This window comes from Tropicimonas sp. (genome assembly GCF_047971885.1).
GTDB lineage: Bacteria > Pseudomonadota > Alphaproteobacteria > Rhodobacterales > Rhodobacteraceae > Tropicimonas.
This window is the reverse complement of record NZ_JBKEAE010000133.1, coordinates 20993-47541: the sequence shown is the minus strand read 5'-3', so window position 1 is coordinate 47541 and position 26549 is coordinate 20993. Positions and strand designations below refer to the sequence as shown.

The following is a 26549-nucleotide window of genomic DNA, read 5'->3' as shown; positions in this document are numbered from 1 at the left end:
AGTTCTGGCCGACCTTGAGAACGCGTCGGTCAACACCGGCGAGGCGGCGGGCGATACCTATCTGAGCGTAGAGAACCTGTATGGCTCGAAATACAACGACGATCTGCGCGGCGATGCCGGGGCCAACACGCTGTGGGGCGCGACCGGTGCCGACAAGCTCTATGGCCGTGGTGGCGACGACGTGCTGCTGGGCGGTCTTGGCGCCGACCGGCTCGACGGCGGCGCGGGTACCGACCGGGCGCAATATTCGGGCGCGGCATCGGCCGTGCGCGTCGATCTCGGCAACAGCGCGATCAACACCGGCGAGGCAATGGGCGACAGCTATGTGAGCATCGAGAACCTGTGGGGCTCGGCGCATGACGACGACCTGCGCGGCAATGCCGGAGCCAACGCGATCTGGGGCGACGGCGGCAACGACGTTCTGCGCGGCTGGGCCGGCAACGACACGCTTTACGGCGGGGCAGGCAACGATATTTTGCTGGGTGGGCTCGGCGCCGACCGGCTCGACGGTGGCGACGGCATCGACCGGGTGCAGTATTCCGACTCCACGGCAGGGGTGCGGGTCCACCTTCAGGTCCCGTCGGCATTCAACACCGGCGAGGCGGCGGGCGACACCTATGTCGGGATCGAGAACCTGCATGGCTCGAAGTTCAGCGACGAGTTGTATGGCACCGGCGGCGACAACATGATCTGGGGCGATCAGGGACACGATGCGCTCTGGGGCGGTGACGGAAACGACGTGCTGTTCGGCGGTATTGGCGCCGACCGGCTCGACGGCGGCGGCGGCACCGACCGGGCGCAGTATTCCGACGCAACCGCGGCGGTACTGGCCGACCTCGACGATGCGTCGCTCAACACCGGCGAGGCGGCGGGCGACACCTACAAGAGCATCGAGGACCTCTGGGGATCGCAGTACAACGACAGCCTGCGCGGCAACGCCAAGGCCAACAAGCTCTGGGGTCGCGACGGTAACGATCAACTGCACGGCCGCAACGGCAACGACACGCTCTATGGCGGTCTGGGCAATGACGACCTCTACGGCAACCAGGGCGCCGACCATCTCGACGGTGGCGAGGGCACCGACCGGGCGGGCTACATCTATGCGCTGACCGGGGTCACGGTGGATCTGGCCGATGCGTCGAAGAACACCGGCTACGCGGCGGGCGATACATTCGTCAGCATCGAGAACCTGCTCGGCTCGAAACACGACGACCGCCTGTCAGGCAACGGCGTGATCAACACCCTGTGGGGCGGCGACGGCGATGACCGGCTCTATGGCCGGGGCGGCAACGACGTGCTGCTTGGCGGGGCGGGGGCCGACTGGCTCAACGGTGGGACGGGCACCGACCGGGCGCAATATTCCGCCGCGACGGCGGCGGTGCGGGCCGACCTGTCCAATGCCAGGATCAACACCGGCGAAGCCGCCGGCGACCGCTACGTCGATATCGAAGGGCTGTTCGGCTCGAAATACAACGACGATCTGCGCGGCGACGATCTGGTAAATACTCTCTGGGGCGATGCCGGCAATGACGTGCTGCATGGCTGGCGCGGAGACGACCACCTGCTTGGCGGGGCCGGCAACGATACCCTGCTGGGCGGTCAGGGCGCCGACAGGCTGGATGGCGGAGACGGCATCGACCGGGCGCAGTACAATACCGGTTCGGCCGGTGTCGTGGCGGACCTTCAGGTTGCCGCGAACAATACCGGCGACGCTCGGGGCGATATCTATGTCAGCATCGAGAACCTCTACGGCTCGAAATACGTTGACGACCTGCGCGGCAATGCCGGCGCCAACGTGATCTGGGGCGACGGCGGCAACGATGTGCTGCGCGGCCGGGCCGGTGCCGACCATCTCGTCGGCGGCGCGGGCAACGACGTGCTTCTGGGCGGTATCGGCGCGGACAGGCTTGATGGCGGCGACGGAACGGACCGCGCCCAGTACAGCGAGGCTTCGGCCGGTGTCAGGGCGGATCTCGGCAATGCGGCGAACAATAACGGCGAGGCGATAGGGGATGTCTATGTCAGCATCGAGAACCTCTACGGCTCGAACCACAACGACGATCTCTGGGGCAACGGCGCGGCCAACGTGCTGTGGGGCGATGGGGGTAACGACGCGCTGCGCGGCTGGGCCGGCAACGATACGCTTTACGGCGGGGCCGGTAACGACGTGCTCTATGGCGGGACCGGGGCTGATATCCTCGACGGCGGCGCCGGAACCGACCGGGTACAATACTCGGGCGCGGCAGCGGCCGTGCGCGTCGATCTGGCCAATGCGTCGGTCAATACCGGCGAGGCGGCGGGGGATACGTTTGTCGGTATCGAGAACCTCTATGGCTCGAAATACAACGACGACCTGCGCGGTAATGCCGGTGCCAACACGCTCTGGGGCGATGCCGGCAACGATACCCTCAACGGCCGTGCCGGCAACGATGTCCTTTCCGGTGGCGCCGGCGCGGACGTGTTCGTGTTCGGAAAAGACTACGATCAGGATCGTATCGTCGGCTTCGAGAACAATATCGATACTGTCAGGCTGCTCGGCTTCGGCGTCACCAGCTTCGCCGCGGCGCGCAACTTCGCCACGGAAACCGGCGGAAACGTCGTCTTCGACTTCGGAAGCGGCGACAGGCTGACCGTCGAAAGCATAACCCTCAACGCCCTCGCAGACGACATCGCCTTCGCCTGACAGGCTGCCGAAATAGCCGGGACAATGTCCCATGCACCGGAGCAGAAGTTCGCGAGTGCACCCTGAGCCGGGTGTGCCGCGGGCTTTGTTTTGTACTCCGGACTGCGAGTGCCCGGGGCGGTCGGGCGAGGTTGTTGGCGGTATCGTGAGGATGAAGCGGGAACGCATCCGCTCGACGCCGTGATAGACGGTTTTGGCATGGCGAAGGGCTTTGTTGCGTAAATCGGGGAGTGATCGTACTTCCCCTTTCGCTGGACGGACTTATTCTACGGGCTCTGTGACAGGTATGCCAGGAGCGGTGTAGCGGTTGAGAACGGCTGCACGGACCTGGCTTTCCGCGACCTGCCGATCAGAGTCTCTTGCCATCAGGGATTGGCCAGGAAGTTTGATGCAATTGATCCTGGTCTCGACGCGGCTTCGGCGGTGATATCCGCTCCATCGCCGCCACAGTGCTCGGCCCGGATAGCGCGATGCGTTGACCGCTTCGTTCCGGGCGATGGCCGCCGCGCTGGCGGGCTTCCACGGTTTGGCGTTCTTGCGGGGCGGTATGACGGCCTGGGCACCACGTGCGGCAATCGCGTCATGGCATTTGCGCGTGTCATGGGCCCGTCCGCGGTCACTGACCCACCGTCCTGTTCGGGTGGAATTTGGTACAGCAACTCGGGCAGCACAGGTGCATCGCCGATATTGCCGGTGGTGACCCCGACGGCCCGAACCTCCAGTGTTTCTTCGTCGATCCCAATGTGTATCTTACGCCAAATCCGGCGCTTCGGTTCCCCGTAAGCTGCGGCGTCCAGATTATCTCAGGATCAAACCAGATCGACAGCGATCCGCGCTGCTTCAGCGCGCTATTGTACGATTGACAGTCGTGGACTTGTACTTCGTCGGGGCCCAACTGCTCATACCACCCGGCTATCATGCTGGATTCGCAAGATGAATCCCCTACGTATTTGCGCAGCAAAGCCCACTCAGTTGAATACGAGGGTCACCGAGAAATTATGCGCGTTCCCCGGCAATCCTGCCGGCGCGCTCGGGAAACGCCCGGCGCGGCGCACCGCCTGTATGGCGGCCTGATCGAAGGCGGCGATGCCGGAGCTTCGGGTAACCGACACGCCCTGAAGCTGCCCCGCGGCGCTGACCGTCAGGGCAATGCCGACCCGCGCCTTCTGGCGTCGTCCCGAAGGATAGCGTTTGGCGCGCTCGATCCGGCTGCGGATTTTGGCGCCCCAGACCTGCTTGAGCGATGCGGCCTGCGATTTCGACACGCCGGTCGAAACCGCCTGGCTGCCGCGCCCCGCCTGGGCACCGCCGCCGGATCCGGCCGCCCGTTGCCCTGCCTGGCCGGCCGAGGCCTGCTGCGCCTTGCGGCCGGGCGTGGCGGTTGGCGAGGGCGGTGTGCGTACCGGGTCCGGGGTTTTCGCCTGCGCAACCGGCGGGACCGTGCGCCGCTTCGGCATCGGTGTCGTTTCCGGGGCCAACTCGGTTGCCCGCTCCGGGTCCGGCGGTGGCGGAGGCTGGCGGATAGCGGCGATCCGGTCGGGCTGGACCGGGCTGATTTCCTCGGGCTGGCGCAACTCCGGCAGGGCGACCAGATCCGCCGGCGCGGGGGGCGGATCGAAGGCGACGGGAAGCGAAGGTTCGGGTTGCCGAGGCGCGGGTGCGGCCACCTCGGGCGGGCGTTTCCAGTCGGCGACCATGGTTTCCACCTGCTCGGTTGCCGCGAGGATGGTGACGAAATCCTCGCCGCCTGCGCCACCCGCCTCGGCACCGCCCCGGGGCATCTGAAGGAAGAACGCGAGGTGAATCGCCAGCGCGAGGGCGATGAAAACCCAGAATTCCGCTAGTCGCAGCGTCATCCGCCCACCATCACTTCGACGCGCTGGAATCCCGCCCCGGCAAGCTGGCGCAGCAATTGCGCCAGACGGGCCGCCTCCAGATCCGCATCGGCGCGTATCTGCAGCGGGGTGGACTTTTCGCGGATCTCGATCAGCAGTTCCAGCGCCGGGGCGCCGGTCAGACCGCTATAGCCCGGCAATCCGTCGCGATTTATGTACAGGCGGTTCTCCGATGCCGGGTCGATGGCATCGGGCGCGGTGGGCAGGACAACCTCGAACGGTTCGGGCGGCGCGATCTGTGCCGTCATCAGGAAGAAGATGAGCAGCAGAAAGACCACGTTGATCATCGGAACGATGCTTTCGCGCGGCGGACGGTGGCGGCGACCTCTGATGTTCATTCGACCAGCACCACGGTTCCGAAACCGGCAGCGTTCAGCGCCTGGGTGACATCGACGACGCGCTGCAATGTGGCGCCATCGCGGCCCTGAAGGATGATCGTGTCGCTGCGCGTCTCGGTCATCATCCCGAGCCGTGCGGGCAGCGTATCGGGGGCGATCTCGACACCGTTCAGCATCAGGCCCTCCGGCAGGATCTCGACCAGTCGCGGCGGGCCGGAATAGCCCGCCCCCGCGCCCGAAAGCGGTAGCGGAATGGCCCTGTCGCCGCCGAAGCGCGAGGCGAGCATGAAGAACACAAGCAGCAGGAACACCACATCGACCATCGGCGTAAGCGACGGGTGGCGGCGTTTTCGTTGCGGACGAATGCCTGGCATCGGCGCTTACTCGGCGGCTGCCGCCAGCGATGCGACGTTCCGCTTGCGGTGGCCGGTGACGAAAATGCGGCTGACGCCATCCTCGACATCGGCGCCCATGCTGTCGATGATCCCCTCGAACCATGCGTGCGCCATCGACGCGGGGATCGCTACCGCCATGCCGGCAGCGGTGGTCAGCAGCGCCTCCCAGATGCCGCCGGCCAGCGTTGCCGGGTCGGCGCGCGCGCCCGCCTCCTGCAGGGCCTGGAAGGCCGCGATCATGCCCAGAACGGTGCCGAGCAGGCCAAGCAGCGGTGCGATCGTGGCGATCAGTTCCAGTGGCCTGAGCCCGCCACTGGCGTTTTCGATCTCGCGCCGGGCATAGCGGGTCGCATCCTCGCGGGCGGCTTCCTCGTCATAGGTTTCGCGCGCATGCAGGGCGGCATGGACGCAGCGGGAGCGCAATCCCCGTCTGCCGGCGACAATCGCCCTCGCCTCGGCCGGCCTGCCGTCCTCGTAGGCGGCGACAGCATCGCGGGCCCGGCCGCGCGACCAGGCGCCGATCAGCGCCAGCCGCCAGGTTTTCCACAGGATCAGGGCGACGGTGATCACCGAAAGCGCGGCAATCGCCCAGATCGTTGGTCCGCCGTCCCGGAGGAACTGTATCGCCGGCGCGGTGAACGCCTCGGCATGGTCGAGGAATGTTACGGGACCGGCGGATGGTTCGGGCATGTCGGCTGTCGCGGGCATCCCTCCAGCCGCAGGGATGGTATCGACAATGTCGGCAGGTTGTCCCGGCGTGTCGACAGGGGCGGGCGGCGCGGCAACCTCCGGGATGGTGCCGGCCGCATCGGGGCCGGCGGGCGACGCAGGCGTATCGACCACCCCGGGAGGCCCGTGATCTGTCGGGGCACCATCGGCACCACCCGTCCCGGCAGTCGGCGCGGATACTTGTTGCTCAGATGCCACCTCGAACCTCCATTCGATATTCCGGGGGCCGGCCCCGCCTGACTCGCATTGCGTAATAACGCAGTATTTTTATCAAGTAAAAGCCTCATACCAGAATTTCTTCGAAAGAACCCGCAGCGATGCCGAAACCGGCGCTCGACGAGGAGTTGAAATGAACCCAGATGCATCTGATTCATCCCACTTCACCCCCGGCCGGATGTCGGACCAGTCGCGGACCGAGGTGATGAATGCCCGCATCCGGGCGCTCCTGCTGCCTCTGGCGCTGTTGCCGGCCCATGCTGCCGCCCTTGACCATATCGCGATTGATACCCTGCCGATCAGGGTGCCGCAACATGTCGTTATATCCAACGGTACAGAACGAAGCTATGGCATCCACGTTTCCGCGGGAACCTATCTTCAGGGCGATCTGGCGGTTGCGCTGGGCAGGATTTCGCTGCACCTCGAAACGCCGGAACATGTGCATCTGCGGTTGCTGGAGGAAAACGCGCGCGGGACGCGCACCTTTCGCCACGTTTCGGACGGGGCGCCGCTGCTGCTGACCATCAGTGCAGGCGACGATGCGCCGGCCGAGGCGACCCTCACCCTGACCCACGCAATCCCGCCCGGGGAGCAGGAAGGACAGGATGCACTGCCGCAAAGCCCCACTCTGCGCGCCCTGGCCGGGGTGCTGGCGTCCGGCGGCGACACCGATAGCTTCTGGGCCGACATGGCGGCGCGCGGCACCCCGCTCAGGGAGCCGGCGCCGGACGGCAGCAGAAACCAGATACTTGTCACCTTTCTCTACCGGGGCGCGGCGCGGAATGTCCGGCTCTGGGGCGGGCCGTCGAACGATCACGACTGGCTCGAACGGCTGGGCGACAGCGAAGTCTGGTACAGGACCTATCTGGTACCCGACAGCCTGCGGCTGTTCTACCGGCTTGCCCCGGATGTGCCGCGGATCCCCGGCAACCCGGGCGAGCGCCGCCGTGCCCTGCTGGCAGTCGCACAGGCCGATCCGCTCAACACCACACCGGTTCCGGGCGACGCCCCGGATGCCTATGGCCGGTACAGCTATCTGGAACTCGGTGGGGCGCCGCCGCAACCGGGCTATCCGCCTGACTTGGTTATATCCGGACGGATAGAACACTATCCCTTCACCAGCGCGATATTGGGCAATATGCGGGATATCACGCTCTACCTCCCGGCCGGCTTCGATCCGGAGGATCCGGCCAATGTGCTGCTGTTCGTTTTCGACGGCGCGGATTACCTGAGTGCACGGGCGCCGATCCCCGGAATGCTCGACCGGCTGATCGCACAGGGCCGCCTGCCACCGGTAGCGGCGGTTTTTGTCGATGCGGTCGATCCCGACCTGCGCGCGCGGGAACTGACCTGCGATCCCGGCTTTGCCGACATGCTGGCAACGGAACTGCTGACAGAGGTTGTCACCCGGACCGGGCTGGCGCAGGATCCGGGCAGAACGGCGGTGGCGGGCTCGTCCTTCGGCGGGCTGGCAGCGGCCTGCGCCGCGTACCGGCATCCGCAGGCGTTCGGCAATTTCCTGTCGCTGTCGGGGTCCTACTGGTGGCAGCCGGCGGACTATCCGCCGGATGGTACGCCCGCCGATGCCATGCCCCATGTTTCGGACCTGTTCGCACGCGCCCCGCGCCTTCCGCTGCGCGCCTATCTTTCGGCCGGGACATTCGAGGCCGGCAAGGGGGGCGATACGGATATTCTCGGCGGGACCCGCCACTTGCGCGATGTGCTGCGGCTGAAGGGGTACGAGGACGTGTTTTACCGCGAATACGCCGGCGGGCACGATTACGCCATCTGGCGCGGCAGCCTGACCGACGGACTGCTCGACCTGTTCGGCACATCCGGACAGGACACGGGGAGGTGAGCTTCGGTCGCGGAACCGCCGGACGGGTGGCCGGGCTCAGGCGTCGGGTCCGGAAAGCACCCAGTCCATCGTCGTGAAAGCCTCGCGAAAGGCGAAGCGTTCGAGATGGCTGTCGACCACCGCCCGGCAGCGGTCGGCTGCATCCCTGTCGCCGGTGTCGCAGGACACGAATAGATGGCTCTGGTCGGCCCTGAGTTCGACCCGTCCGAAGGGGAACTGAAGGCACCCCCATTCGGGTTCGAAGCTGACGTCGATCTTGTGGGCAAAGTGCTTGCAGAGCTGCTGCAGGTACCTGCTGCCGTGGGCAGTTGTGAAGGTTCCGGTAAGGGAGTACATGGCTATTCCTGATTTTTTTCGTCAGAGTAATCGCTGGACCCTTCCGGCTCAAGCAATTAGACACCGAATCGAAATGCGGGGTCGAAATGCGGGATGCGGGCCCTTGCCAGTGTAACGCCCCTTGGGCCCCTCAGCAGGAGCATTTCGATGCGTTCTTTCATCGCCGGTGCAATCGTTTCCCTCGCCGTCGCCATGGCATCCGCCCCGGGCATGGCCGATCCGGTGACGATAGAAACCGCAACCGGGCCGGTTTCGCTTCCTGCCGCCCCGCAGACAATCGCCGTGTTCGACATCGCGGCGATCGATACCCTGTCGGCACTGGGGGTGGAAATCGCCGGTGTGCCGCGCCCGCATTACGTTTCGTATCTCGATGATGTGGCCGCCGGGGCAACCCCTGTCGGTACGCTGTTCGAACCCGACTACGAGGCGCTGGCATTGCTTTCGCCCGAGGTGATCGTGGTGGGCGGCCGGACCGCCGCGCAGGTTGGGGCGCTGTCGCGTATCGCACCGGCCATCGACATGACGATCTGGGGCGACGATCAGGTTGCGCAGGCGCTGGCCAGGCTCGACGCCTATGGCCGGCTGATGGGGCTGGAGGATCGTGCGGCCGCGGTCAGGGCGACCTTCGAAGGCAGGCTCGCCACCGCAAAGGCGGCGGTCGCCGGCAAGGGGAATGCGCTGATCGTTCTGGCCAACGGACCCAAGATTTCGGCCTATGGCGCCGGTTCGCGCTTTGGCTGGCTGCACCGCGAGCTGGGTCTGCCCGAGGCGAAGGAGGGCGTGGATGCCCAGACCCATGGCGAGGCGATCTCGTTCGAGTTCATCGCCGAGGCGGATCCCGACTGGCTGATCGTCATCGACCGCGGCGCGGCGGTGGGGGCCGGTGGCGCGGGGGCTGCCGAAACGCTCGACAACGAACTGGTTTCCGGAACGAGGGCATGGCGCGATGGCCATGTGGTCTATCTCGATCCCGGCCGGCTCTATATCGCGGGGGGCGGCATCCGCTCGATGACCGGAACGCTGGAGGAACTGACCGAGGCGTTCGGCGGCTGATCCGCCCCGGCATCATGCGGACGCCCTATCTGATTACCCTGGCCGCGCTTGTGGCGCTGGCGCTCCTGTCGGTTCTGACCGGCGTGGCCGAGTTCGATCCGCGCCATCTGGCGCACGACCCCGAAGCCATGCGGCTGCTGCTGACCAGCCGCCTGCCCAGAACGCTGGCCGCCCTGCTGACCGGCGCATCGGTGGCGGTGTCGGGGGTCATCATGCAGCTTCTGGTCCGCAACCGGTTCGTCGAGCCCGGCACCACCGGCACGACCGAGGCCGCCATGCTGGGTCTTCTGGTCGTCACGCTTGCCGCACCCGCCCTGCCCATCTTCGGCAAGATGCTGGCGGCGGCGGTCGCCGCCCTGCTCGGTATGGGCGGCTTTCTGCTGCTGATCCGCCGCCTGCCGCCGCATCAGCCGTTGCTGGTGCCGCTGGTCGGGCTGATCTATGGCGGGGTCATCGGTGCCGCAGCGGTCTTCGTCGCCTACCAGGCGGACATGTTGCAGTATCTCGGCGTCTGGATGAGCGGCGAATTCTCCGGCATCCTTGCGGGACGCTACGAATTGCTGTGGCTCGCCGGGCTGATGGCGATTGTCGCCTATGTCTCGGCCGACCGGTTCACCGTCGCCGGGCTTGGCCGCGAGACCGCCATCGGCCTCGGGCTGAACCACGGGCGGGTAGTGGCGCTCGGGCTGCTCACCGTGTCGATGGTGACGGCGCTGGTGGTGGTGACGGTCGGCATGGTGCCGTTCGTCGGGCTGGTGGTGCCCAATATCGTGGCGCGGATGATGGGCGACAACCTGCGCGCCAGCCTGCCGGTGGTGGCGGGCATGGGGGCGGGGTTCGTTCTGGGCTCGGATATCCTCGGGCGCGTCGTCCGCTATCCCTACGAGATCCCGGCCGGAACCATCTTCGGCGCCGTCGGTGCAGCCGTCTTCCTGTGGCTGCTGCTGGGGAGACCGTCGCGTGCCTGACCGCCGCCTTGCCCTGCTTGCCGGACTACTTGCCGCCGCCTGCGCGTTCTTTCTGTTCTGGGGGCCCGGCGGCAGGAGCGGCTTCATTCTCGAACTGAGGGCGGTCAAGCTTGCCGCGCTGCTGGTTGTCGGTGCCGCCATCGGCACGAGCACGGTCGTCTTCCAGACTGTCACCGGCAACCGCATCCTGACGCCGGCGATCATGGGCTTCGACGCGCTGTTTCTGCTGTTGCAGACGGTGCTGGTTCTGGTGTTCGGCGGTTCCGGATATCTGGGCATGCTCGGGCCGGGCAAGTTCGTGCTTGAAACCGTGCTGATGATGGCGGCGGCGATGGCGCTTTTCTCGCTGCTGCTGGGCCGTGGGCGCGAGGATATCCACCGCATGCTGCTGGTCGGCATCATCTTCGGCGTCTTCTTCCGCACCCTCACCAATTTCCTGCAACGGATTGTCGATCCGTCGGAATACGCCGTTGTCCAGGGGGCGATGTTCGCCAGCTTCAACTCGGTCGATCCGCAGCAACTGGCGATCGCGGCGCTGGTGTCTGCGGCGGCGCTCGGCGTGCTGGTGCGGCTGACCGGCCGGCTCGATATCGTGGCTCTCGGGCGGATTCCGGCGGTCGGTCTCGGGCTTGGATACGACCGCCTCGTCTTCACGCTCATGGCACTGGTCGCGGCGCTGGTTTCCGTCTCGACGGCGCTGGTCGGACCGACCAGCTATCTGGGGGCGGTCACCTTCCTCGGGCTGGTGGTCGCGAGCCTCGCCCATTCGCTGATGCGCAGCCACCGACACGCGCTGCTGCTGCCCGCCGCGGCGATGATCTCGGCGCTGGTTCTGGTTGCCGGCCAGGGCCTGTTCGAGCGGGTATTCCACCTGCAATCGACCCTGTTCGTGATCGTCGACTTCTTCGGCGGAATGTTTTTTCTGTTCCTTCTGCTCCGGGGATATCTGCGATGATTTCGGTTCGGAACCTGAGCCACCGGATCGGCGATGCGACGATCCTGCGCGATATCACGCTCGACCTGCCCGAAGGCGGCATCACGGCGCTGATCGGGCCGAACGGCGCCGGCAAGTCCACGCTGCTGAACCTGATCGCGCGGCTGGTGCCGATCCAGCGCGGCGCCATTGCCGTGGACGGACTGGATGTGGCGGCAACCCCGTCGCACAGGTTGGCGCTGAAGCTCGCCATCGTTGCCCAGCAGCTTGGCGTCGCCAGCCGGTTGCGGGTGCGCGACCTGATCGGCTTCGGGCGCTGGCCGCACCACAACGGCCGGCCGACGGCAGGAGATGCCGCCGCCGTATCGCGGGTCATCGCGGATTTTGCCCTCGGCGATCTCCAGCACCGCTTTCTCGACGAGCTTTCGGGTGGCCAGAAGCAGCGCGCCTTTGTCGCCATGGGGGTGGCGCAGGATACCGACTGGCTGCTGCTCGACGAGCCGCTGAACAACCTCGACATGTTTCACGCCCGCGTGCTGATGGCGCGCATCCATGCCCTGACCCGTCAGGCGAGCGGGCGCCGGCGCGGCGTGGTGATGGTGGTGCACGATATCAACTATGCCGCGGCCTGGGCCGATCACATCGTGGCGCTCAGGGATGGGGCGGTGGTCGCCTCGGGCGGCCCTGTCACGGTACTGACCGGACCGGTTCTTTCGGACCTGTTCGGCATGGAGATCAGGGTGGCGCAGATGGCGGACAGGCCGCTGGTACTGCATCACCTGTAGCCCGGGCGCGGTCCGGACCGGACGACCGGCGCTCAGTCTGGCAAGGCGCCGCAGAACCCGCCCGTGGCCGCCGCCCCCGATCCGAAGGCGATCGGTGCCGGGGCCTGATAGGGGTTGGGCGGGAAATGTGCCAGATCGAAAACCAGCAGCGCGGCCAGCCCGGCAATGGCGAGCGAGGCGGTGAAACGGCGGGTCATGCGCGCGCCTCCAGCCCGACGAGCGGCCTGATCCGCACGCCGAGGAAGGCGCCGGCAAAGGCCGCCACGAACCACACCCAGCCGTGCAGGCTGCCGGTCGAGATGCCCGAGAAGAACGCCCCCACATTGCAACCGAATGCCAGGCGCGAGGAATAGCCGAGCAGGAACCCGGCCACCACGGTCGCGGCCCAGGCGCGTGCCGGATATCGCGGCAGCTTCTGGCTCAGTCCGCCCTGCCGCCACGCCGCGACACCGAAGGCGCCGGCGACGAGGCCGATATCGGTCAGCGAGGTATAATCGGCCAGAACGCTCTGCCGCACCCGTTCGGCCGACCCGGCCGCCGACCAGAAGGGCGAGCCGGACAGATCGCCGCCGAGCGCCGTCACGCCCTTGGCCACCCACAGGCCCAGCCCGTAGACAACCCCCCACGGCTGCCCCGCGACCAGCAGGTTGCCGATGGCAAGCGCCGCCAGAACCGCCGCCGCCACCAGATAGCGCGCCGGCACCCGCCGGGTACCGGGCTTTGCCAGCGCCAGAAACAGCAGCGCCGACAGGGCCAGCGCCGCGAGCGTGATGCCCAGCCCGCCAAACCCTTCGAGTTGCAGGACCGGCAGCGCCCCGAGCGAGGTCCACCAGATCAGGTGCCAGGCGCCGGCAAAGCTGCCGATGCAGAAGAAGGGCAGCGCCAACAGGCCGACGGGATTGCCCGAACCGGCGTTGACCAGCGTGCCCGAGCCGCAGCCCAGTACCACCTGCATCGCCGCGCCGAAGACGAAGGCGCCGCCGATCATCGCCCAGCCGACAGGCGCCTGTGCCCCCACCAGTTCACCTGGATGCGCGGCGAGCAGCGGAAAGGCCACTACCGATACCAGCGCGATCGACAGAAGCTGCGCCAGAACGCCGCCGGGTTCGCGCCGCAGGATCATCGCCCGCCACGGCCCGGCAAAGCCGAAGCGCAGCCCTTCGAGCGCGATGCCGAAGCCGAGCCCGATGGCCAGCACCAGCCCGAACCGCACGCCGGAAAACAGTGCCGTCGCCGCCACCAGGGCCAGCGCGGCGAGGATCAGCGCGGTGCGCCTGACCCATGCGCCTCGGGCATCCGCTGCCGCCGGACCGGACGCGACCGATGCGACCGACATCAGTTTCCGCCCTTCAACTGGTGCAGAAGGTTGCCGAACAGTCCCGGCACATTGGCCATCTCGCCATCGGTCTGCGAATATTCGACCATCGAGCCGGGATAGAGCCTGACGTTTTCGATCCCGGCAACCTCGGACAGCGCGAACCAGTCGGTCGCCGCCCAGTGACCTGTGTTGCAGAACGAGACGACCCCTTCGTCCGCATCCACCCCAAGCGCCTGTTTCAGCGCGGCGATATCGCCCGAGGTGTCGATGGCGGTCGCGCCCGGGCGGAAGAAGGTGGTGTAGGGCAGGTTCTCGGCGCCCGGCAGGGTGCCCGGGCGCCTTGCCGCGCCATGGCTCCGCTTGCCGTCGAAGAACGCCTGCGGGCGGGCATCGATCAGCACGGCTTTTTCCTCGCCGCCGACGATCCGCGCCACCTCGTCGGTGGTCGCGGTCCAGCGGTTGTCCCAGATGATGGAAAGCTCGGTCGCTTCGGGGATGACGGCGCTGTCCGAAAGCGGCAGCCCGGCGTTGACCCAGGCCATCGCACCGCCGTTCAGGATCGACAGATCGGAAAAGCCGGAGCTTTTCAGCGTCCAGTAAACCCGTGCCGAGGCGCCGAAATCGGTGTCGGTGTCGCCTTGCGAGACAACCACGACCGGGCGGGCCGGATCGAGGCCGAGCCCTTCATAGGTGGTCTCCAGCGTTTCGACCGGCGGCACCGCGCCCGGATTCCCGGCCGGGCCGCGGAACAGCCCGTAGGGGGCCGATACCGCACCGGCGATATGACCGGCGTCATAGCCCTCGGCCCGGATATCCAGAACGACCGGCGCATTGTCGCCGCCCAGCACCGCGTCAAGCCCGGCCGGGGTGACAAGCGGGCCGAGGGCTTCGGCATGGGCCAGCCCTGTGCCGAGGGCGGCAATACAGGAAAGAAGGCGAACGATATTCCGGTTCATCGGTGAGTCCTCGGGATTTGGCAACCGGCCCCTCAATCCAGCGAAAACGCCCCCGGCGCAAGCCCGCGTGGTGGCACGGGATTCTCCCGGGCGGGAAACGGTTCCGTTGCCGGGGGGACTGTGGCAACAGGGTTCGAGATGGCGCACAAATCCGGAACGGCAGCACCCCGCCCGCCGCGACGGTGGACCAGCCGTTCTTTTTGGTGCCCGGTCCGTTCGGAAATCTCTGCGGTTGAGGCGCCGCCCGCCGCTCCTATCGGCGCCGGGCAAGCAGGTTCGCCATCAGTCGGAAGGCGCCGGGAACCAGATTCTCCATCTGATGATGCAGGGTCAGCGCGCAATGGATGTGCCGGCCCTTTCCAAGGTCGGCGACCAGCAGGATACCGCGATGCGGGTCTTCGCCCGGATCGGCCATTTCGAGCAGCGGCCTGTAGGCGCGGTCCCAGTTGCGGGCGAAATAGAGCCCGCGCTCCTTCGCCCAGCCGGCCCAGTCCTCGGCCCCGATGCGGTTGGGGGTGCTCAGCAATTCATGCGCCTCAAGCTGGCGGACCGGGGCGGTTTCGTCGGTGACGCGCCAGCGCAGCGAGGGCTGGCCGATCTCGATGCGCCGTGGCGGTATCCTGTGCGGGTCCCAGTTGTCCCACGGGCGGTGGTAGAGCGTCAGCAGCGTGCCGCCCGCCTCGATCCAGCGGTGAAGGCGCGGCATGGCGGCGGCCAGACCGGCGCGGAACCGCATGGCGAAGATGCCGACAACGATGGTGTCGAAACGCGCCAGCGCCCCGTCGCCGGCAAGGTCGGCATCGGCCAGTTCGGTCACATCGGCACCCATGGCTGCCAGCCAGTGGCCCACCCGGTCGTTGCCCCCGCCCACATAGCCTATGCGCACATCGGGCAGTTCGGCGGTCAGGACACGGATCCGCAACACGGTGGGCGCAGCACGCGCCGTCGGGCTGATGTGGGGGTGATCGATCCGGTGCAGGCTGAAGGCCTGGCAGCCGCCGACGTGCACCGGCAGACGGTAGAGCCCGGGTGCTACCTTCGCCGGCAGGGCAAGCAGAACGCCGGTGTCCGAGGTTTCGGCACGCCAGCCGCACGGCAGATCCAGCGTGGCTTCCGCCCCCTCCGGGCTGACACCCGTGAACCTGACGGCGATCTCGCGGCGCGCTGTGGCGAGGTTTACCACCGCGGCATTCGGGGCAACCGGCGCCACCGGCGATGGAACGGCCATGGGCTCGGCCTCGAAGGGCAGGCGAACCCCGACATCTTCGCCATGGGTCGAAAACCGCAGAAGCAGCGCCGGCGCGGGAGGTGCGGCGGGATCGAAGCTGGCCCGGTACGGATCGCCCATGGCCGCGTCGCGCCGGGGCGAAAGCGTACCCTCCGCGCGGTGCCAGCCCTGCGGCAGGTCGGGAAGAAGCGTGGCCTTGTCCGCCGCGCCCTTCCCCAGTTCGAGGGTCAGCGCCGTATCCTGCCCGGGGGTGAGGAAAACCTCGCCCACCCGCCCGCGCGCCTCGATCCCGAGCGCCAGCCGCAGCACATGGCCAAGCTGCACCTGCTTGGCGTCGAGCCGGTGCAGAAGCTCGCCTCGCATCGGCCCGGGGCAATTCGCGCCGGCGCGCCTTGTGGCGGCCAGCGCATCGGCAGCGGCGGCGGCCACATCGGCAAACCGGGGATAGGCGGCAACCGCCCGGTCCACCGCCGCCCCCGCCGCCGCCAGATCGGCCGCGATCGCCCCGGCTCCGGGCAGCGCGGCCAGATCGGCCAGCGTTGCCGGAAGCCCCGCCGCAAGTGCTGTGTCCGGGCCGGGAACATGGCTTTCGGCCAGGTGCAGCGGCCAGTTGCGCCCCTCGCCCGGAGGCACCCAGCGGCCCATGCCCTGTGTGCGGTGAAAGGCGCGCGACTGCTGGCCGATCCGCGCCCAGTTCCAGCCGCTGACCGGATCGCCACCGGCCCCGTCGATGGCAAGTGTCGCGGGTGGCGGCGGCGCATCGTCGTCATAGGCGGCTCCCGCCCCCGACCACGCCGGCAGGTAGAGCTTCTTCACCTGCCAGACCGGCAGGTTCGACGGATATTCCGGGTCGCCGGCAGCGGCCATCACCTCGTGGGCGGCGCGTGTCATGGCGCGGTGATGCCCGTGCTGGCCCGGCACGTCGAGAAAGGTCGGGCACAGGATATCGGGTTGTTCCGTCCGGACGATCTCGACAAACCGCGACAGCGTGCGCGCATGGCCCCATTTTCCAAGCGTTTCACCGCCGCTTTTCGAAAAGCCGAAATCGGTGACAGGGTCTTCGGGGTGCTGGCCCAGCCAGTAGAGCCGCATGCCCAGAATACCGCAGGCGCGCTCCATCTCGCGCGTCCTGAGCGCCCCGAGGTCGGCCCCCGCCTCGGTGCCGATGTCGTTCTGTCCGCCCTCGCCCCGGGTGGCACAGACATAGGACAGGTTGATCCCGTCGCGAAAGGCGAGCGCGGCCAGCATCGGGGAGATTTCGTCGTCGGGGTGCGCGCCGCTCTGCATGAAGCGGATCACGGATGTCAGCGGCCTGAGCGCCCACCACAGATCGAGGATGCGCGGATGGCGGCGGTCGGCGTCAAGTCTGATCTGGTCCGGGGTTGGCATCGGCGATCCTCGCGGGCATCAGGTGGCGACGGTTATCTTGGGGACGAAAGCCTGTTCGAGAACCAGCGCCGCCGCCCCGAGCGTCGCTGTCATCCGCCCCGAGGCGCCGCGCATAAGTCGCGGATGGCGCCGGTCGCCGCGGTTCGAGACCGAGTGCCCGGGAAGCCGCACGGCTCCGATGAGGCGGTCGAGCAGGCAATCGGGCATCGCGCCGCCGAGGATCACCGTTTCGGGGTCGAACAGGTTTTCGACGATGCCGACCGCCGCCGACAGCGGCTCGGCGGCGCGATCGAGCCAGTTTGTCAGCGCAGGCTCGCTGGCCGAACAGAGCCGCTCCAGATCGTCGACCGTGGCGGCCACGATCCCCGTTTCGGCCAGGCTGCGCTGCACCGCATTGCGGCTGACCAGGGATTCGAGCGCTACGTATCGCCCGCCCGCCGGGACCATCAGGTGCCCGATCTCGCCGGCGTTGCCGTAGGCGCCGGTGACCAGCGCACCGTCGCATACAACGCCGAGCCCGAGCCCGGTGCCGAAATAGAGCAGCGCGAAATTTCCCAGCCCCTGCGCCACGCCCCGTACCCGTTCGGCCATCGCCGCCGCGTTGGCATCGTTTTCGACCAGGACCGGCAGACCGAGCGCCGCGGAAAACCATGCATCGACCGGGCTGTCGCCCCAGTGCGGCAGTTCCGAGCCGGCATCGCGGATCCCGGTTTCTCCGAACGGCCCCGGCATGACGATCCCGGCACCCATGATGCGCCCGGACCCGACGTTTCCCGCCGCCGCGACCTGCCGGGTCAGGTCGCGCACGGTGTGCGTGACCGTCTCGCGGTCGGTCGCCCCGAGCGCGCGGCGTTCGGCGGCGACGCATTCGCCGCACATGTTGAGCATGGTCGCAAAAACCGCCGCCGGGCGGATTTCCACCCCGATGGCATAGCCGCCCGCCGGGTTCAGGGCATATTGCACCGCCGGCAGACCGCGCCCCGCCGCCCGCCGCCCGCATTCCACGATCAGCGCATCGTCGAGCAGGTTGGCGATGATGTTCGATACCGCCTGCGTCGAAAGCCCCGAGGCGCGCGCGATCTCGGCCCGCCCGATGCTTTCGGCCGCCCGGACCCGGCGCAGCACCACCTGGCGGTTGTGGTTGCGCGCCCTTTCGGCATTCGCCCCTATCGCGATGTCTGCCAGCATGCCATTCTCCTTGCAGCCGCCATTAACTCAACTCACTTGAAAACTCAACATGATTGAGTTAACGCTGCCGATAAGCGGCCGGGCCACTGCCCGGACCGTCGGGTGAAACAGGGAGAATTTCCATGATTGCTGCAAAAGCGAAGGCACTTGCGCTTGCAACGGCCGCGACCGCACTGTTCACATCCGCCGCCGATGCGGTCGAGATCGAATACTGGCAGTATTTCTACGACACCCGCGTCGAGGCGATGGAACAACTGATCGCGCAGTTCCAGCAGGCCAACCCCGACATCACCGTAAAGATGACCACCTTTCCCTATGCCGACTACCGCACCAAGGTCGCCGCAGCGGTGCCCGCCGGCGAAGGGCCCGATGTCGTGCAGCTTTTCTACGGCTGGCTCAACGATTACGTCGAGGCCAGCCTGATCCAGCCGCTACCCGCCGAGGCCTTTCCCGCCGCCGAGATCGACGCCTCGTTCTTCCCGATGGTGCAGGCGATGAAATCGGATGGCCGCTACTGGGCGCTTCCCACCGCCGTCCGCTCGCTGGCGCTGTTCTACAACGAACGGCTGCTCGACGAGGCGGGCGTGGAGCCGCCACAGACACTCGATGCGTTCATCGAGGCCGCGCACAGGCTGACCGGGAAGGACGCGGCGGGCAATATCACCCAGGTCGGCGTCGCCGCAGGGCTCAATGCGCAGGATCACCACTGGTGGCGCGAGGTTCTGGTACGCCAGTTCGGCGGCGACCCCTATCTCGATGACTACCGGACGGTGAACTACAACGACGAGGCCGGGCTGGCGGCGCTTGATTTCTATGTCGGTATGGGTACGGGCGACGATCCGGTCACCGTGTTCGGCTTCATGGACGAGCCGCAGGCCGCCTTCAAGGCCGGCCGCGCCGGGCTGATGATCGACGGCTCGTTCCGTATCGGATCGCTGGCCGAAACGCGCGGGCTCAAATGGGGCGTGACCGAACTGCCGGCCAACGGCGACGGGGTGCGGTCGAACTATGCCTCCTACTGGGTGAACGCGATCACCACCAGGGCCGAGGGCGAAAGGCTCGACGCAGCGGTGAAGTTCATGCAATTCGTCACCTCGGACGAGGCGATGCAGCTCTGGCTCGACGTGGTGGGCGAGCTTCCGGCCAAACCCTCGGTCGGGCTGATCGAGCGGAACGCCGGCGATCCGGTTTACGGCCCGTTCATTCGCGGGCTCGAATACGCCCACACGACCATCTTCGCCGACGAAAGCGCGCAGCGCCAGCTTATCATGGATGCCGCCGAGCGGATCACCTTGCAGGGGATGGACCCGGCCGAAAGCCTCGCCATCGCCGCGGCAGCGGAACAGAAGATCCTCGACGACTACTACGCCGAAGAGTGAGCGGCACCTGCCGGATGCGCGATGAAACTCTACCGCAATCTCACCATTCGCCAGAAGCAGATCGTCTGGGCCTGGGGGTTCCTCGCCCTGCCGGTCGTTTTCTATGGCGTCATCCGGTTTTACCCGACGTTCAACGCCATCCTCATCAGCTTTCAGGACTGGAACCTGCTGGGCGAGCGCCGGTGGGCGGGACTTGCCAATTACCGCAGGCTGGTGGCCGATCCGGTTTTCTGGAAGGTGTTCGGCAACACCTTTCTCTACCTCATCATCGGCACGCCCGTCAGCCTGGTGCTGAGTTTTGTCGTCGCCTACCATCTCGACCGTGCGCGCTTTATGCACGGCTTTCTGCGGATGCTCTATTTCCTGCCCTTCATGACCAGCGCCGTCGCCATGGCCTGGGTCTGGCGCTGGTTCTACCAGCCGGTGCCGATCGGGCTGTTCAACAATTTCCTCGCCAGCTTCGGCATTGCGCAGGTCAGTTTCCTGAACTCGACCACAAACGCCCTGCCCTCGGTACTGGCGCCGGCGGTCTGGGCGGGGCTCGGGTTCCAGATCATCATCTTCATGGCCGGGCTGCGCGCCATTCCGCAAAGCTATTACGAGGCGGCGCGGATCGATGGCGTTTCCTCGTGGACCGTCCTGTGGGAGATCACGCTGCCGCTGCTCAGGCCGACCATCGTCTTCATCGTCGTCTTCTCGTCGATCGGCTTCCTGCGCATCTTCGATCACGTCTACAACATGACGACGAACAATCCCGGCGGGCCGCTCAACGCCACCAAGCCGCTGGTGCTGATGATCTACGAAACCGCCTTTACCTCGTTCGACATGGGATATGCCGCCGCGCAGACCGTCGTTCTGTTTCTCGTGCTGCTGGTGGTCAGCCTGGTGCAGCTTCGCCTGCTGAGTGACCGCTGATGCCGCAAGCCGATGCCATCCGCGCCACGTCGCAAACGCTTCTCGGGCACGCAGCGCCGCCGCGGCGGGCGAACATGGGTCAGGTGCTGCGCTGGCTGGCGCTGTTCGCCGGCGGGATCCTGATGGTGATGCCCATCGCCTACATGATCTCGACCTCGCTGAAATGGCCGCACGAGGTCTATAACCTGCGCCTGATCCCCGAGGAGCCGACGCTGGAGAACTATACCTATGTGCTGGCCGACGGGCGATTCTACTGGTGGTTTCTGAATTCGATCCTGATCGCCAGCCTCACAACGATGTCGAACGTCCTGTTCGACAGCCTTGTCGGCTATACATTGTGCAAGTTCCGCTTTCCCGGCCGCTACATCGTCTTCATCGCCATCCTGTCGACACTGATGATCCCGACCGAGATGCTGGTCATCCCGTGGTACCTGATGTCCCAGCAGTTCGGCTGGCTCGATACCCGCTGGGGCATCATGTTTCCCGGTCTGATGACGGCTTTCGGCACCTTCCTGATGAAACAGTTCTTCGAGACGGTACCGGACGATTTCATCGAGGCCGCGCGCATCGACGGGCTGAACGAACTGCAGATCTGGTGGATCGTGGCCCTGCCGCTGGTGCGCCCGGCCCTTGCGGCGCTGGCGATCTTCGTCTTTCTCGGCAACTGGACGGCGTTCATCTGGCCGCTGATCGTGACCAATTCGCCCGCGATGTACACGCTGCCGGTGGGGCTTTCGTCCTTCGGCGACGAGGCGGACGTGGCGTGGGAACTGATCATGACGGGGGCGGCGATTTCCACCCTTCCGACGCTGGTCGTCTTCCTCGTCTTCCAGCGCTACATCATCAAGGGTGTGGTCATGGCGGGGCTGAAGGGATGAGCCGCGCTGATGCCCCTGCCCGTCAGCCCCCGTCACAAGCGATGAAAAGCCCCATGTCAGACACCACCGCCTTTCCCGATCCCACCTACCGCGACACGGTGCTTGCGCCGCTGTTCGAGGGGGTGAAAACCCACTACGCGGAGCATATGGGCGCGCTGAACCGCGCCCATCTGGTCATGCTGGCCGAAACCGGGATCCTGCCCCGCGCCGATGCGGCGCGGATCGCCCGGGCGCTGCGCGACATCGACACGGAAACGGACATCGCCGCGCTGAGCTATACCGGTGCCCACGAGGATTATTTCTTTCTTGTCGAGGCGGAGCTTCGCAGGCGGATCGGCGATCCGGGCGGGGCGCTGCACACGGCACGTTCGCGCAACGACATGGATCATACCCTGTTCCGGATGGCCCTGCGCACGCGCGGCGAAGCCCTTGCCGGCGCGGTTCACGACCTGACGGCGGCGCTGATCGCCAAGGCGCAGGCCGAGGCGGAAACGCTCGTCGTCGCCTATACGCACGGCCAGCCGGCGCAGCCCACCACCTTCGGTCATTACCTCGGCGCGGCGATCGAGGTGCTGCTGCGCGATGCCGCGCGGCTCGATGCGGCGCTCGACGGGCTTGAATTCTGCCCGATGGGGGCGGCGGCGATCACAACCTCGGGGTTTCCCGTCGACCGGGGCCGGGTTGCCGATCTGCTGGGTTTCGAAGGCCCGCAGATCAATTCCTACGGCTGCATCGCCTCGGTCGATTACATCACCGGGCTCTATTCGGCGATCAAGCTGGTATTCCTGCATCTCGGCCGCGTGATACAGGACATGCAGTTCTGGTCGGCCTTCGAGGTCGGCCAGCTTCATGTGCCCGATTCCTTTGTTCAGATCTCGTCGATCATGCCGCAAAAACGCAACCCGGTACCGATCGAACACCTGCGCCATCTGGCCAGCGTCACCGTGGGGCGCTGCGATACCATGGTCGGCACCATGCACAACACGCCGTTCACCGACATGAACGACAGCGAGGGCGAGGTGCAGCAGGCCGGCTATGCCGCCTTCGAATCCGGCGGCCGGGTGCTGGCGCTGCTGACCGCCCTGCTGCCGGCCTGCTCGATCGACGACGCCCGCGTGCGGCGCAACATCGATGCGGGCTGCATCACGATCACCGAACTTGCCGATACGCTGGTCCGGAACGAGGGGCTGAGTTTCCGCCAAGCGCACGAGATCGCCGCCGCGACCGCGCGCGCCGTCATCGCGCGGGGTGTTGCGCTCGGCGATGGCCATGCCGCCTTTGCCGAGGCCTTCGCCGATTGTACCGGCCGCGCGCCGTCGCTCGGCGCCGGGGAATATGCCATCGCCGTGGCACCCGAGACCTTCATCGTCCGGCGCGACCGGCCTGGCGGCCCGGCCCTGGCGGCGCTACTCCCGGCGCTGACCGCCTGTACGGAAACGCTCGCCGGCCTGCGGGCCCGGCGCACCGCTCGCCGCAACCGCCACCGCGCGGCGGCGGGCCGGCTCGACGTCGCGTTCGCCCAGCTTGTGGAGACCTGAACCTTGGCCGAACTGATCCTGCGCAACCTTGTCAAGACCTATGGCGGAACGCCGGTTCTGCACGGCATCGATCTGGAGGTCGCGCACGGGGAATTCGTCGTGCTGGTCGGGCCTTCGGGCTGCGGAAAATCGACCACGCTGCGGCTGATCGCCGGGCTCGAGGAGGTCAGCGACGGCACCGTCGAGATCGGCGGGCGTGTGGTCAACAACCTCGAACCCAAGGATCGCGATATCGCGATGGTGTTCCAGAACTATGCCATCTACCCCCACATGACGGTGCGCCGGAACATCGGTTTCGGGCTGCGCAGCGCCGCACTGCCAAAGGCCGAGAAGGAGCGGCGCATCGAGGAGGTGGCGGAAATCCTCGGCATGACGGAATATCTCGGGCGCAAGCCCGGCCAGCTTTCGGGCGGCCAGCGCCAGCGCGTCGCCATCGGGCGGGCGATGGTGCGCGATCCGGCGGTTTTCCTGTTCGACGAGCCGCTGTCGAACCTCGACGCCCAGCTTCGCACCCAGATGCGGCTGGAGATAAAGAAGCTGCACCAGCGGGTTGGTGCCACCATTGTCTTCGTCACCCACGATCAGGTCGAGGCGATGACCATGGCCGACCGCATCGTCATCATGAAGGACGGCCACATCCAGCAGGTCGGCACCCCGGCCGACGTCTATCACAGCCCGGCCAATACCTTCGTCGCCCGTTTCATCGGCGCGCCGTCGATGAACATGATTCCCGGCCACGCCGATGGCGCCGGGGCGATCCGGCTTGCCTCGGGTGGCATCCTTCCGTTCCCGGTGCCGCTTGCCGCCGGGCAACGGGTGACGGTGGGTGTGCGGCCCGAGGATCTGACCCCCGCCGGCGACGGGCCGGCGCTTGTCGAGGGGCCGGTCACGGTGCGCGAGCCACTCGGCCACGAGACGCTGATCTATATCGGCGGCGAACCGGGCGAGATCGTCGCCAAGGCCGATGGCCGCATGCCGCCCGGGATCGGCGAGCCGGTGCGGCTGGGGGCTGCCAGCGAAAACGTGCATGTCTTCGATGCCGCGACCGGCGATGCGATCGGATACCCCTCTAATCCCGCCCATTCGTAATTTCGCGGCGGTTCGCCAACAATATCGTGGCCATAAGCGCCGCTGTGTTCTAGGCTCCGCGCCATGACAGGACAGAGCCGGCACAGCTCCCCTGCGGGGCAGCATCCCCCCGCCCCGCCGCACTGGATCGGCGCGGTGCGCGAGCAGGGCCTCGCCGCCGCCGCGTTCCGGTCGGGTGCGGCGCTTGCCGCGCTGCATCCATGGGTTGCGGCGCCGCGCGATGACCTGCCGCAGGCACTGCTGCGCGACCGGCTTGCGCTGCGGGCGGCCGAGGCCTGTGTCATGCTGAGCGGCCGGACGGAGCGCGCCGCCGAATTACGTGACGAGGTGCATCTTGCCCGGCCCGGCGAAACGCCCGGCCCCGCCGGCAGGATATTCGCGCTGTGGCGCAAGGCGGCCGTGGTGCCGCTGCGCGGCAGGTGGCAGGCACGGCTGGCGGAGTTTCTTCCCGAAACCGTCGTCGCCGTTACGGACGGGCCGATGACGGGTGCCGACCCCGTTGCCGGCGCGGTCGACCGGCTGGCCCGGCTTCTGGCCGAATATCCGCACGAGGAACCGGCGGCGATGATCCTTGCCGACGCCAGTCTTGCCAGCGCGCTTGGCTGGGAGCGGCTGGTGCCGCTGTTTGCCCTGCGGCTGAGCCGCCGCGACCTGAGGGCCGGGCGGGCGGAGTTGCACATGGCCGCGCATCGCGCGGTTGCCGCCGCTGCGGTCGAGGCGGCCCGTAGCGCCGATTCGCTGACGCATCGTGCCGCCCGCCTGCGCGCCGTTGCGCCCAGGCTGCGCGCAAGGGGCGCGGCGGATGCGGTGGCGCTTTTCCTCAGCGAGGATGCGCTGTCGCCGGCCATCGCGCTGTCGCCGGTGATCCGCGGCCGCGCCACCCCGATGAGCGACCGTGCCGCGCGGCGGTTATGCGACAGGCTGGTCGCTCTGGGCGCGGTTCAGGAACTGACCGGTCGCGCCAGTTTCCGGCTTTACGGGCTCTGACATGGCACGGAACCGCGCCGATCCGCCCTTCGATCGCGAGTTGGAGGACCTGCCGCAGGCGCTGCGCTGGCGCCAGTGGATGCGCCGGATCGAGGCGGTTCTTTTCGCCTCGTCCACACCCGTCGGGCGCGAGGCGCTGGCGCGGGTCGTCGGACGGCAGGGAAATGTCGACCTGCTGGTCGAGGACCTGCGGGCCGAGCTTGCCGATCACCCCGTCGAGGTGGTCGCCGTCGCCGGCGGCTGGATGATGCGGACGCGTCCGGACTATGCCGGGGCGATCCGGGCGGCGGCCGACGTGGGCATGCAGCAACTCGACCTGAGCGAGTTCGACATCGCGGTACTGGCCGCGATCGCCTATCACCAGCCCATCACCCGCAGCGGGCTGGGCGAGATATTCGGGCGCGACATAAGCCGCGACCTGATCGGGCGGCTGCGCGACCGCGACCTGATCGCGCCGGGGCCGCGCAGCCCCCGTCCGGGCGCGCCCTATACCTTTGTCACCACCGATGCCTTCCTGTCGGCATTCGACCTGCAATCCCTGCGCGACCTGCCCGACCGCGACCTGATCGAGGATGCGGGCCTTGCGGCGGGGGGCCGGGGCACGCCCGATCCCGCGTAACCCACCCCGGCGGTCCGCTGCCGGCATTGCCAACCGGCCCGGCCCCGTTTCCGCTCATGCCAACGGCCGCAGAACCGACCGTTCGCAAATGCCTGCGCTCCTACACCGCGCGGTGGGGCACTGCCTGATCAAACATGTAGGCTGAAGTTGGCTTTACCCGGACCTCCGCGACGGTGACCGCGTTCCCGACGCGGCGAAAGGTCCCGTCGGTCATCCTGCCGGGCCGTCAGATGCTGACGGCGCGTCGTCTGGCGCTTTCCAGATGCGCCTCCAGCGCCGCTTCGGCTCCGGCGACATCGCGGGTGGCCAGCGCGTCGATCAGCGCCAGATGCTCGTCCATGACCGAAACCACAAGCTCCGGCAGCATGCGTGTGGTTTCGTTGCGGATCAGGCGGATCTTGATCGAGTTCGTCCGGTAGATCGACGCGATCAGGCTGTTGCCGAGCGCGTCGATCATCCGGTCGTGCATGTCCCAGTCCATCTGCTGCGCCTCGGCCAGAAGCGCCGGGGTAACTTGTTGCCGCGCGGCGGCACGGATCGCCAGATGCCGCGCGCGCCAGTCCTCGATCTCTGCGGCGGGTGCGGCGGAAACAAAATTTCCAACCGCTTCGCGTTCGAGAATCAGGCGAAGCTGAAAGGCGTTGCGGATCAGCCCGATATCCACCTGAAGGATTTGCAGGCCGCGGTTGGCAACCGTGCGGATCAGCCCGTCCGCCTCGAGCCGCGGGATCATCTCGCGGATCGCACCCAGCGGCATGCCGGTCAGTTTCACCAGTTCGCGCTGCGACACGAACTGTCCCGGGACGATCCGGCGGGTCAGCAATTGTTCGGTAAAGGTCTCGTAAGCCTGTTCGCGCAAGTTCATCGCCGGTCCC

The 26549-nt window shown here is 67.2% G+C and carries 24 protein-coding genes and 1 pseudogene; 13 read left to right on the top strand and 12 right to left on the bottom strand.

What is annotated here, in order from left to right; all coding sequences use genetic code 11:
• Positions 1-2683: calcium-binding protein (locus tag ACK5IR_RS11525; protein WP_416929020.1), on the top strand; the 2683-nt coding region annotated here is incomplete at its 5' end.
• Positions 2684-2944: 261 nt separating this feature from the next.
• Here the strand turns inward: ACK5IR_RS11525 and ACK5IR_RS11520 are convergent.
• The 5 genes and pseudogenes from ACK5IR_RS11520 to ACK5IR_RS11500 form a co-directional block, all read right to left on the bottom strand.
• Positions 2945-3465 (bottom strand): annotated as a pseudogene (locus ACK5IR_RS11520) (IS5 family transposase); the annotation flags it as partial.
• 186 nt (positions 3466-3651) lie between these two features.
• On the bottom strand, positions 3652-4539 hold the full coding sequence (locus ACK5IR_RS11515) for a TonB family protein (protein ID WP_416929018.1): 888 nt from the start codon (positions 4537-4539) through the stop codon (positions 3652-3654).
• Positions 4536-4916: an ExbD/TolR family protein gene (locus tag ACK5IR_RS11510; RefSeq protein ID WP_416929016.1), complete on the bottom strand. Its 381-nt coding sequence runs from the start codon at positions 4914-4916 to the stop codon at positions 4536-4538. Before ACK5IR_RS11510 ends, ACK5IR_RS11515 begins: the two co-directional genes overlap by 4 nt.
• Positions 4913-5290 carry an ExbD/TolR family protein gene (locus ACK5IR_RS11505; protein ID WP_416929014.1) on the bottom strand — a complete coding sequence of 126 codons (378 nt, stop codon included), beginning with the start codon at positions 5288-5290 and terminating at the stop codon, positions 4913-4915. The genes ACK5IR_RS11510 and ACK5IR_RS11505 overlap by 4 nt, the downstream gene beginning before the upstream one ends.
• Positions 5291-5296: 6 nt before the next feature.
• Positions 5297-6001, bottom strand: coding sequence for a MotA/TolQ/ExbB proton channel family protein (locus tag ACK5IR_RS11500; protein WP_416929012.1), 705 nt, complete (start codon positions 5999-6001; stop codon positions 5297-5299).
• Between the two features lie 388 nt (positions 6002-6389).
• On the opposite strand from ACK5IR_RS11500, the gene ACK5IR_RS11495 reads away from it, so the two are divergent.
• The gene (locus ACK5IR_RS11495; protein WP_416929010.1) at positions 6390-8114 is read left to right on the top strand and encodes an alpha/beta hydrolase-fold protein; all 1725 of its coding nucleotides are present in this window, start codon (positions 6390-6392) and stop codon (positions 8112-8114) included.
• Positions 8115-8150: 36 nt separating this feature from the next.
• Here ACK5IR_RS11495 and ACK5IR_RS11490 read toward each other — a convergent pair whose 3' ends face one another.
• A complete protein-coding gene (locus ACK5IR_RS11490; protein WP_416929008.1) occupies positions 8151-8450 on the bottom strand; it encodes a DUF2218 domain-containing protein in 300 nt (99 codons plus the stop codon).
• Positions 8451-8597: 147 nt separating this feature from the next.
• Here ACK5IR_RS11490 and ACK5IR_RS11485 point away from each other — a divergent pair, with 147 nt between their 5' ends.
• Genes ACK5IR_RS11485 through ACK5IR_RS11470 form a run of 4 tightly spaced genes read left to right on the top strand, consistent with a single transcriptional unit; the run spans position 8598 to position 12190 of the window.
• Positions 8598-9503 carry a siderophore ABC transporter substrate-binding protein gene (locus tag ACK5IR_RS11485; RefSeq protein WP_416929006.1) on the top strand — a complete coding sequence of 302 codons (906 nt, stop codon included), beginning with the start codon at positions 8598-8600 and terminating at the stop codon, positions 9501-9503.
• A 14-nt stretch (positions 9504-9517) separates the two neighbouring features.
• A complete protein-coding gene (locus ACK5IR_RS11480; RefSeq protein WP_416929004.1) occupies positions 9518-10471 on the top strand; it encodes an ABC transporter permease in 954 nt (317 codons plus the stop codon).
• A complete protein-coding gene (locus tag ACK5IR_RS11475) occupies positions 10464-11426 on the top strand; it encodes an iron chelate uptake ABC transporter family permease subunit (protein ID WP_416929003.1) in 963 nt (320 codons plus the stop codon). Before ACK5IR_RS11480 ends, ACK5IR_RS11475 begins: the two co-directional genes overlap by 8 nt.
• Positions 11423-12190 carry an ABC transporter ATP-binding protein gene (locus ACK5IR_RS11470; RefSeq protein WP_416929001.1) on the top strand — a complete coding sequence of 256 codons (768 nt, stop codon included), beginning with the start codon at positions 11423-11425 and terminating at the stop codon, positions 12188-12190. Before ACK5IR_RS11475 ends, ACK5IR_RS11470 begins: the two co-directional genes overlap by 4 nt.
• Before the next feature lie 32 nt (positions 12191-12222).
• Here ACK5IR_RS11470 and ACK5IR_RS11465 read toward each other — a convergent pair whose 3' ends face one another.
• The 5 genes from ACK5IR_RS11465 to ACK5IR_RS11445 all read right to left on the bottom strand — a co-directional run bounded on the left by ACK5IR_RS11465 (position 12223) and on the right by ACK5IR_RS11445 (position 18269).
• The gene (locus tag ACK5IR_RS11465) at positions 12223-12387 is read right to left on the bottom strand and encodes a hypothetical protein (protein WP_416928999.1); all 165 of its coding nucleotides are present in this window, start codon (positions 12385-12387) and stop codon (positions 12223-12225) included.
• Positions 12384-13526, bottom strand: coding sequence for a YeeE/YedE thiosulfate transporter family protein (locus tag ACK5IR_RS11460; RefSeq protein WP_416928997.1), 1143 nt, complete (start codon positions 13524-13526; stop codon positions 12384-12386). Before ACK5IR_RS11460 ends, ACK5IR_RS11465 begins: the two co-directional genes overlap by 4 nt.
• Positions 13526-14464 carry a sulfurtransferase gene (locus ACK5IR_RS11455; protein ID WP_416928995.1) on the bottom strand — a complete coding sequence of 313 codons (939 nt, stop codon included), beginning with the start codon at positions 14462-14464 and terminating at the stop codon, positions 13526-13528. The genes ACK5IR_RS11460 and ACK5IR_RS11455 overlap by 1 nt, the downstream gene beginning before the upstream one ends.
• Positions 14465-14717: 253 nt before the next feature.
• Entirely contained in the window at positions 14718-17081 is a 2364-nt protein-coding gene (locus ACK5IR_RS11450) for a PIG-L family deacetylase (protein WP_416928993.1), read from the bottom strand.
• 18 nt (positions 17082-17099) lie between these two features.
• Complete coding sequence (locus tag ACK5IR_RS11445) at positions 17100-18269, bottom strand: ROK family protein (protein ID WP_416928991.1); 1170 nt, start codon at positions 18267-18269, stop codon at positions 17100-17102.
• Positions 18270-18391: 122 nt separating this feature from the next.
• Here ACK5IR_RS11445 and ACK5IR_RS11440 point away from each other — a divergent pair, with 122 nt between their 5' ends.
• The 7 genes from ACK5IR_RS11440 (at position 18392) to scpB (ending at position 25674) form a co-directional block, all read left to right on the top strand.
• On the top strand, positions 18392-19648 hold the full coding sequence (locus ACK5IR_RS11440; RefSeq protein ID WP_416928989.1) for an extracellular solute-binding protein: 1257 nt from the start codon (positions 18392-18394) through the stop codon (positions 19646-19648).
• 21 nt (positions 19649-19669) lie between these two features.
• The gene (locus tag ACK5IR_RS11435; protein WP_416928987.1) at positions 19670-20563 is read left to right on the top strand and encodes a carbohydrate ABC transporter permease; all 894 of its coding nucleotides are present in this window, start codon (positions 19670-19672) and stop codon (positions 20561-20563) included.
• Positions 20563-21441, top strand: a complete 879-nt coding sequence (locus tag ACK5IR_RS11430) for a carbohydrate ABC transporter permease (RefSeq protein WP_416928985.1) — start codon at positions 20563-20565, stop codon at positions 21439-21441. Before ACK5IR_RS11435 ends, ACK5IR_RS11430 begins: the two co-directional genes overlap by 1 nt.
• A gap of 53 nt (positions 21442-21494) precedes the next feature.
• Positions 21495-22979, top strand: coding sequence for an argininosuccinate lyase (locus ACK5IR_RS11425; RefSeq protein ID WP_416928982.1), 1485 nt, complete (start codon positions 21495-21497; stop codon positions 22977-22979).
• A gap of 3 nt (positions 22980-22982) precedes the next feature.
• Positions 22983-24068, top strand: a complete 1086-nt coding sequence (locus ACK5IR_RS11420; RefSeq protein ID WP_416928980.1) for an ABC transporter ATP-binding protein — start codon at positions 22983-22985, stop codon at positions 24066-24068.
• A gap of 63 nt (positions 24069-24131) precedes the next feature.
• Positions 24132-25055, top strand: a complete 924-nt coding sequence (locus ACK5IR_RS11415) for a DUF1403 family protein (RefSeq protein ID WP_416928978.1) — start codon at positions 24132-24134, stop codon at positions 25053-25055.
• A gap of 1 nt (position 25056) precedes the next feature.
• Positions 25057-25674, top strand: coding sequence for an SMC-Scp complex subunit ScpB (scpB, locus tag ACK5IR_RS11410; RefSeq protein WP_416928976.1), 618 nt, complete (start codon positions 25057-25059; stop codon positions 25672-25674).
• Positions 25675-25900: 226 nt separating this feature from the next.
• On the opposite strand, the gene ACK5IR_RS11405 is transcribed toward scpB, so the two are convergent.
• Complete coding sequence (locus ACK5IR_RS11405; protein ID WP_416928974.1) at positions 25901-26539, bottom strand: GntR family transcriptional regulator; 639 nt, start codon at positions 26537-26539, stop codon at positions 25901-25903.
• Positions 26540-26549: the final 10 nt, after the last annotated feature.

Coding starts and splice junctions, on each gene's coding strand:
- ACK5IR_RS11430 (WP_416928985.1), top strand. CDS start 20,563: ATGCCGCAAGCCGATGCCATCCGCGCCACGTCGCAAACGCTTCTCGGG.
- ACK5IR_RS11425 (WP_416928982.1), top strand. CDS start 21,495: ATGTCAGACACCACCGCCTTTCCCGATCCCACCTACCGCGACACGGTG.
- ACK5IR_RS11405 (WP_416928974.1), bottom strand. CDS start 26,539: ATGAACTTGCGCGAACAGGCTTACGAGACCTTTACCGAACAATTGCTG.
- scpB (WP_416928976.1), top strand. CDS start 25,057: ATGGCACGGAACCGCGCCGATCCGCCCTTCGATCGCGAGTTGGAGGAC.
- ACK5IR_RS11485 (WP_416929006.1), top strand. CDS start 8,598: ATGCGTTCTTTCATCGCCGGTGCAATCGTTTCCCTCGCCGTCGCCATG.
- ACK5IR_RS11470 (WP_416929001.1), top strand. CDS start 11,423: ATGATTTCGGTTCGGAACCTGAGCCACCGGATCGGCGATGCGACGATC.
- ACK5IR_RS11460 (WP_416928997.1), bottom strand. CDS start 13,526: ATGTCGGTCGCATCGGTCGCGTCCGGTCCGGCGGCAGCGGATGCCCGA.
- ACK5IR_RS11510 (WP_416929016.1), bottom strand. CDS start 4,916: ATGAACATCAGAGGTCGCCGCCACCGTCCGCCGCGCGAAAGCATCGTT.
- ACK5IR_RS11490 (WP_416929008.1), bottom strand. CDS start 8,450: ATGTACTCCCTTACCGGAACCTTCACAACTGCCCACGGCAGCAGGTAC.
- ACK5IR_RS11465 (WP_416928999.1), bottom strand. CDS start 12,387: ATGACCCGCCGTTTCACCGCCTCGCTCGCCATTGCCGGGCTGGCCGCG.
- ACK5IR_RS11445 (WP_416928991.1), bottom strand. CDS start 18,269: ATGCTGGCAGACATCGCGATAGGGGCGAATGCCGAAAGGGCGCGCAAC.
- ACK5IR_RS11500 (WP_416929012.1), bottom strand. CDS start 6,001: ATGCCCGAACCATCCGCCGGTCCCGTAACATTCCTCGACCATGCCGAG.
- ACK5IR_RS11495 (WP_416929010.1), top strand. CDS start 6,390: ATGAACCCAGATGCATCTGATTCATCCCACTTCACCCCCGGCCGGATG.
- ACK5IR_RS11455 (WP_416928995.1), bottom strand. CDS start 14,464: ATGAACCGGAATATCGTTCGCCTTCTTTCCTGTATTGCCGCCCTCGGC.
- ACK5IR_RS11450 (WP_416928993.1), bottom strand. CDS start 17,081: ATGCCAACCCCGGACCAGATCAGACTTGACGCCGACCGCCGCCATCCG.
- ACK5IR_RS11480 (WP_416929004.1), top strand. CDS start 9,518: ATGCGGACGCCCTATCTGATTACCCTGGCCGCGCTTGTGGCGCTGGCG.
- ACK5IR_RS11440 (WP_416928989.1), top strand. CDS start 18,392: ATGATTGCTGCAAAAGCGAAGGCACTTGCGCTTGCAACGGCCGCGACC.
- ACK5IR_RS11415 (WP_416928978.1), top strand. CDS start 24,132: ATGACAGGACAGAGCCGGCACAGCTCCCCTGCGGGGCAGCATCCCCCC.
- ACK5IR_RS11435 (WP_416928987.1), top strand. CDS start 19,670: ATGAAACTCTACCGCAATCTCACCATTCGCCAGAAGCAGATCGTCTGG.
- ACK5IR_RS11505 (WP_416929014.1), bottom strand. CDS start 5,290: ATGCCAGGCATTCGTCCGCAACGAAAACGCCGCCACCCGTCGCTTACG.
- ACK5IR_RS11515 (WP_416929018.1), bottom strand. CDS start 4,539: ATGACGCTGCGACTAGCGGAATTCTGGGTTTTCATCGCCCTCGCGCTG.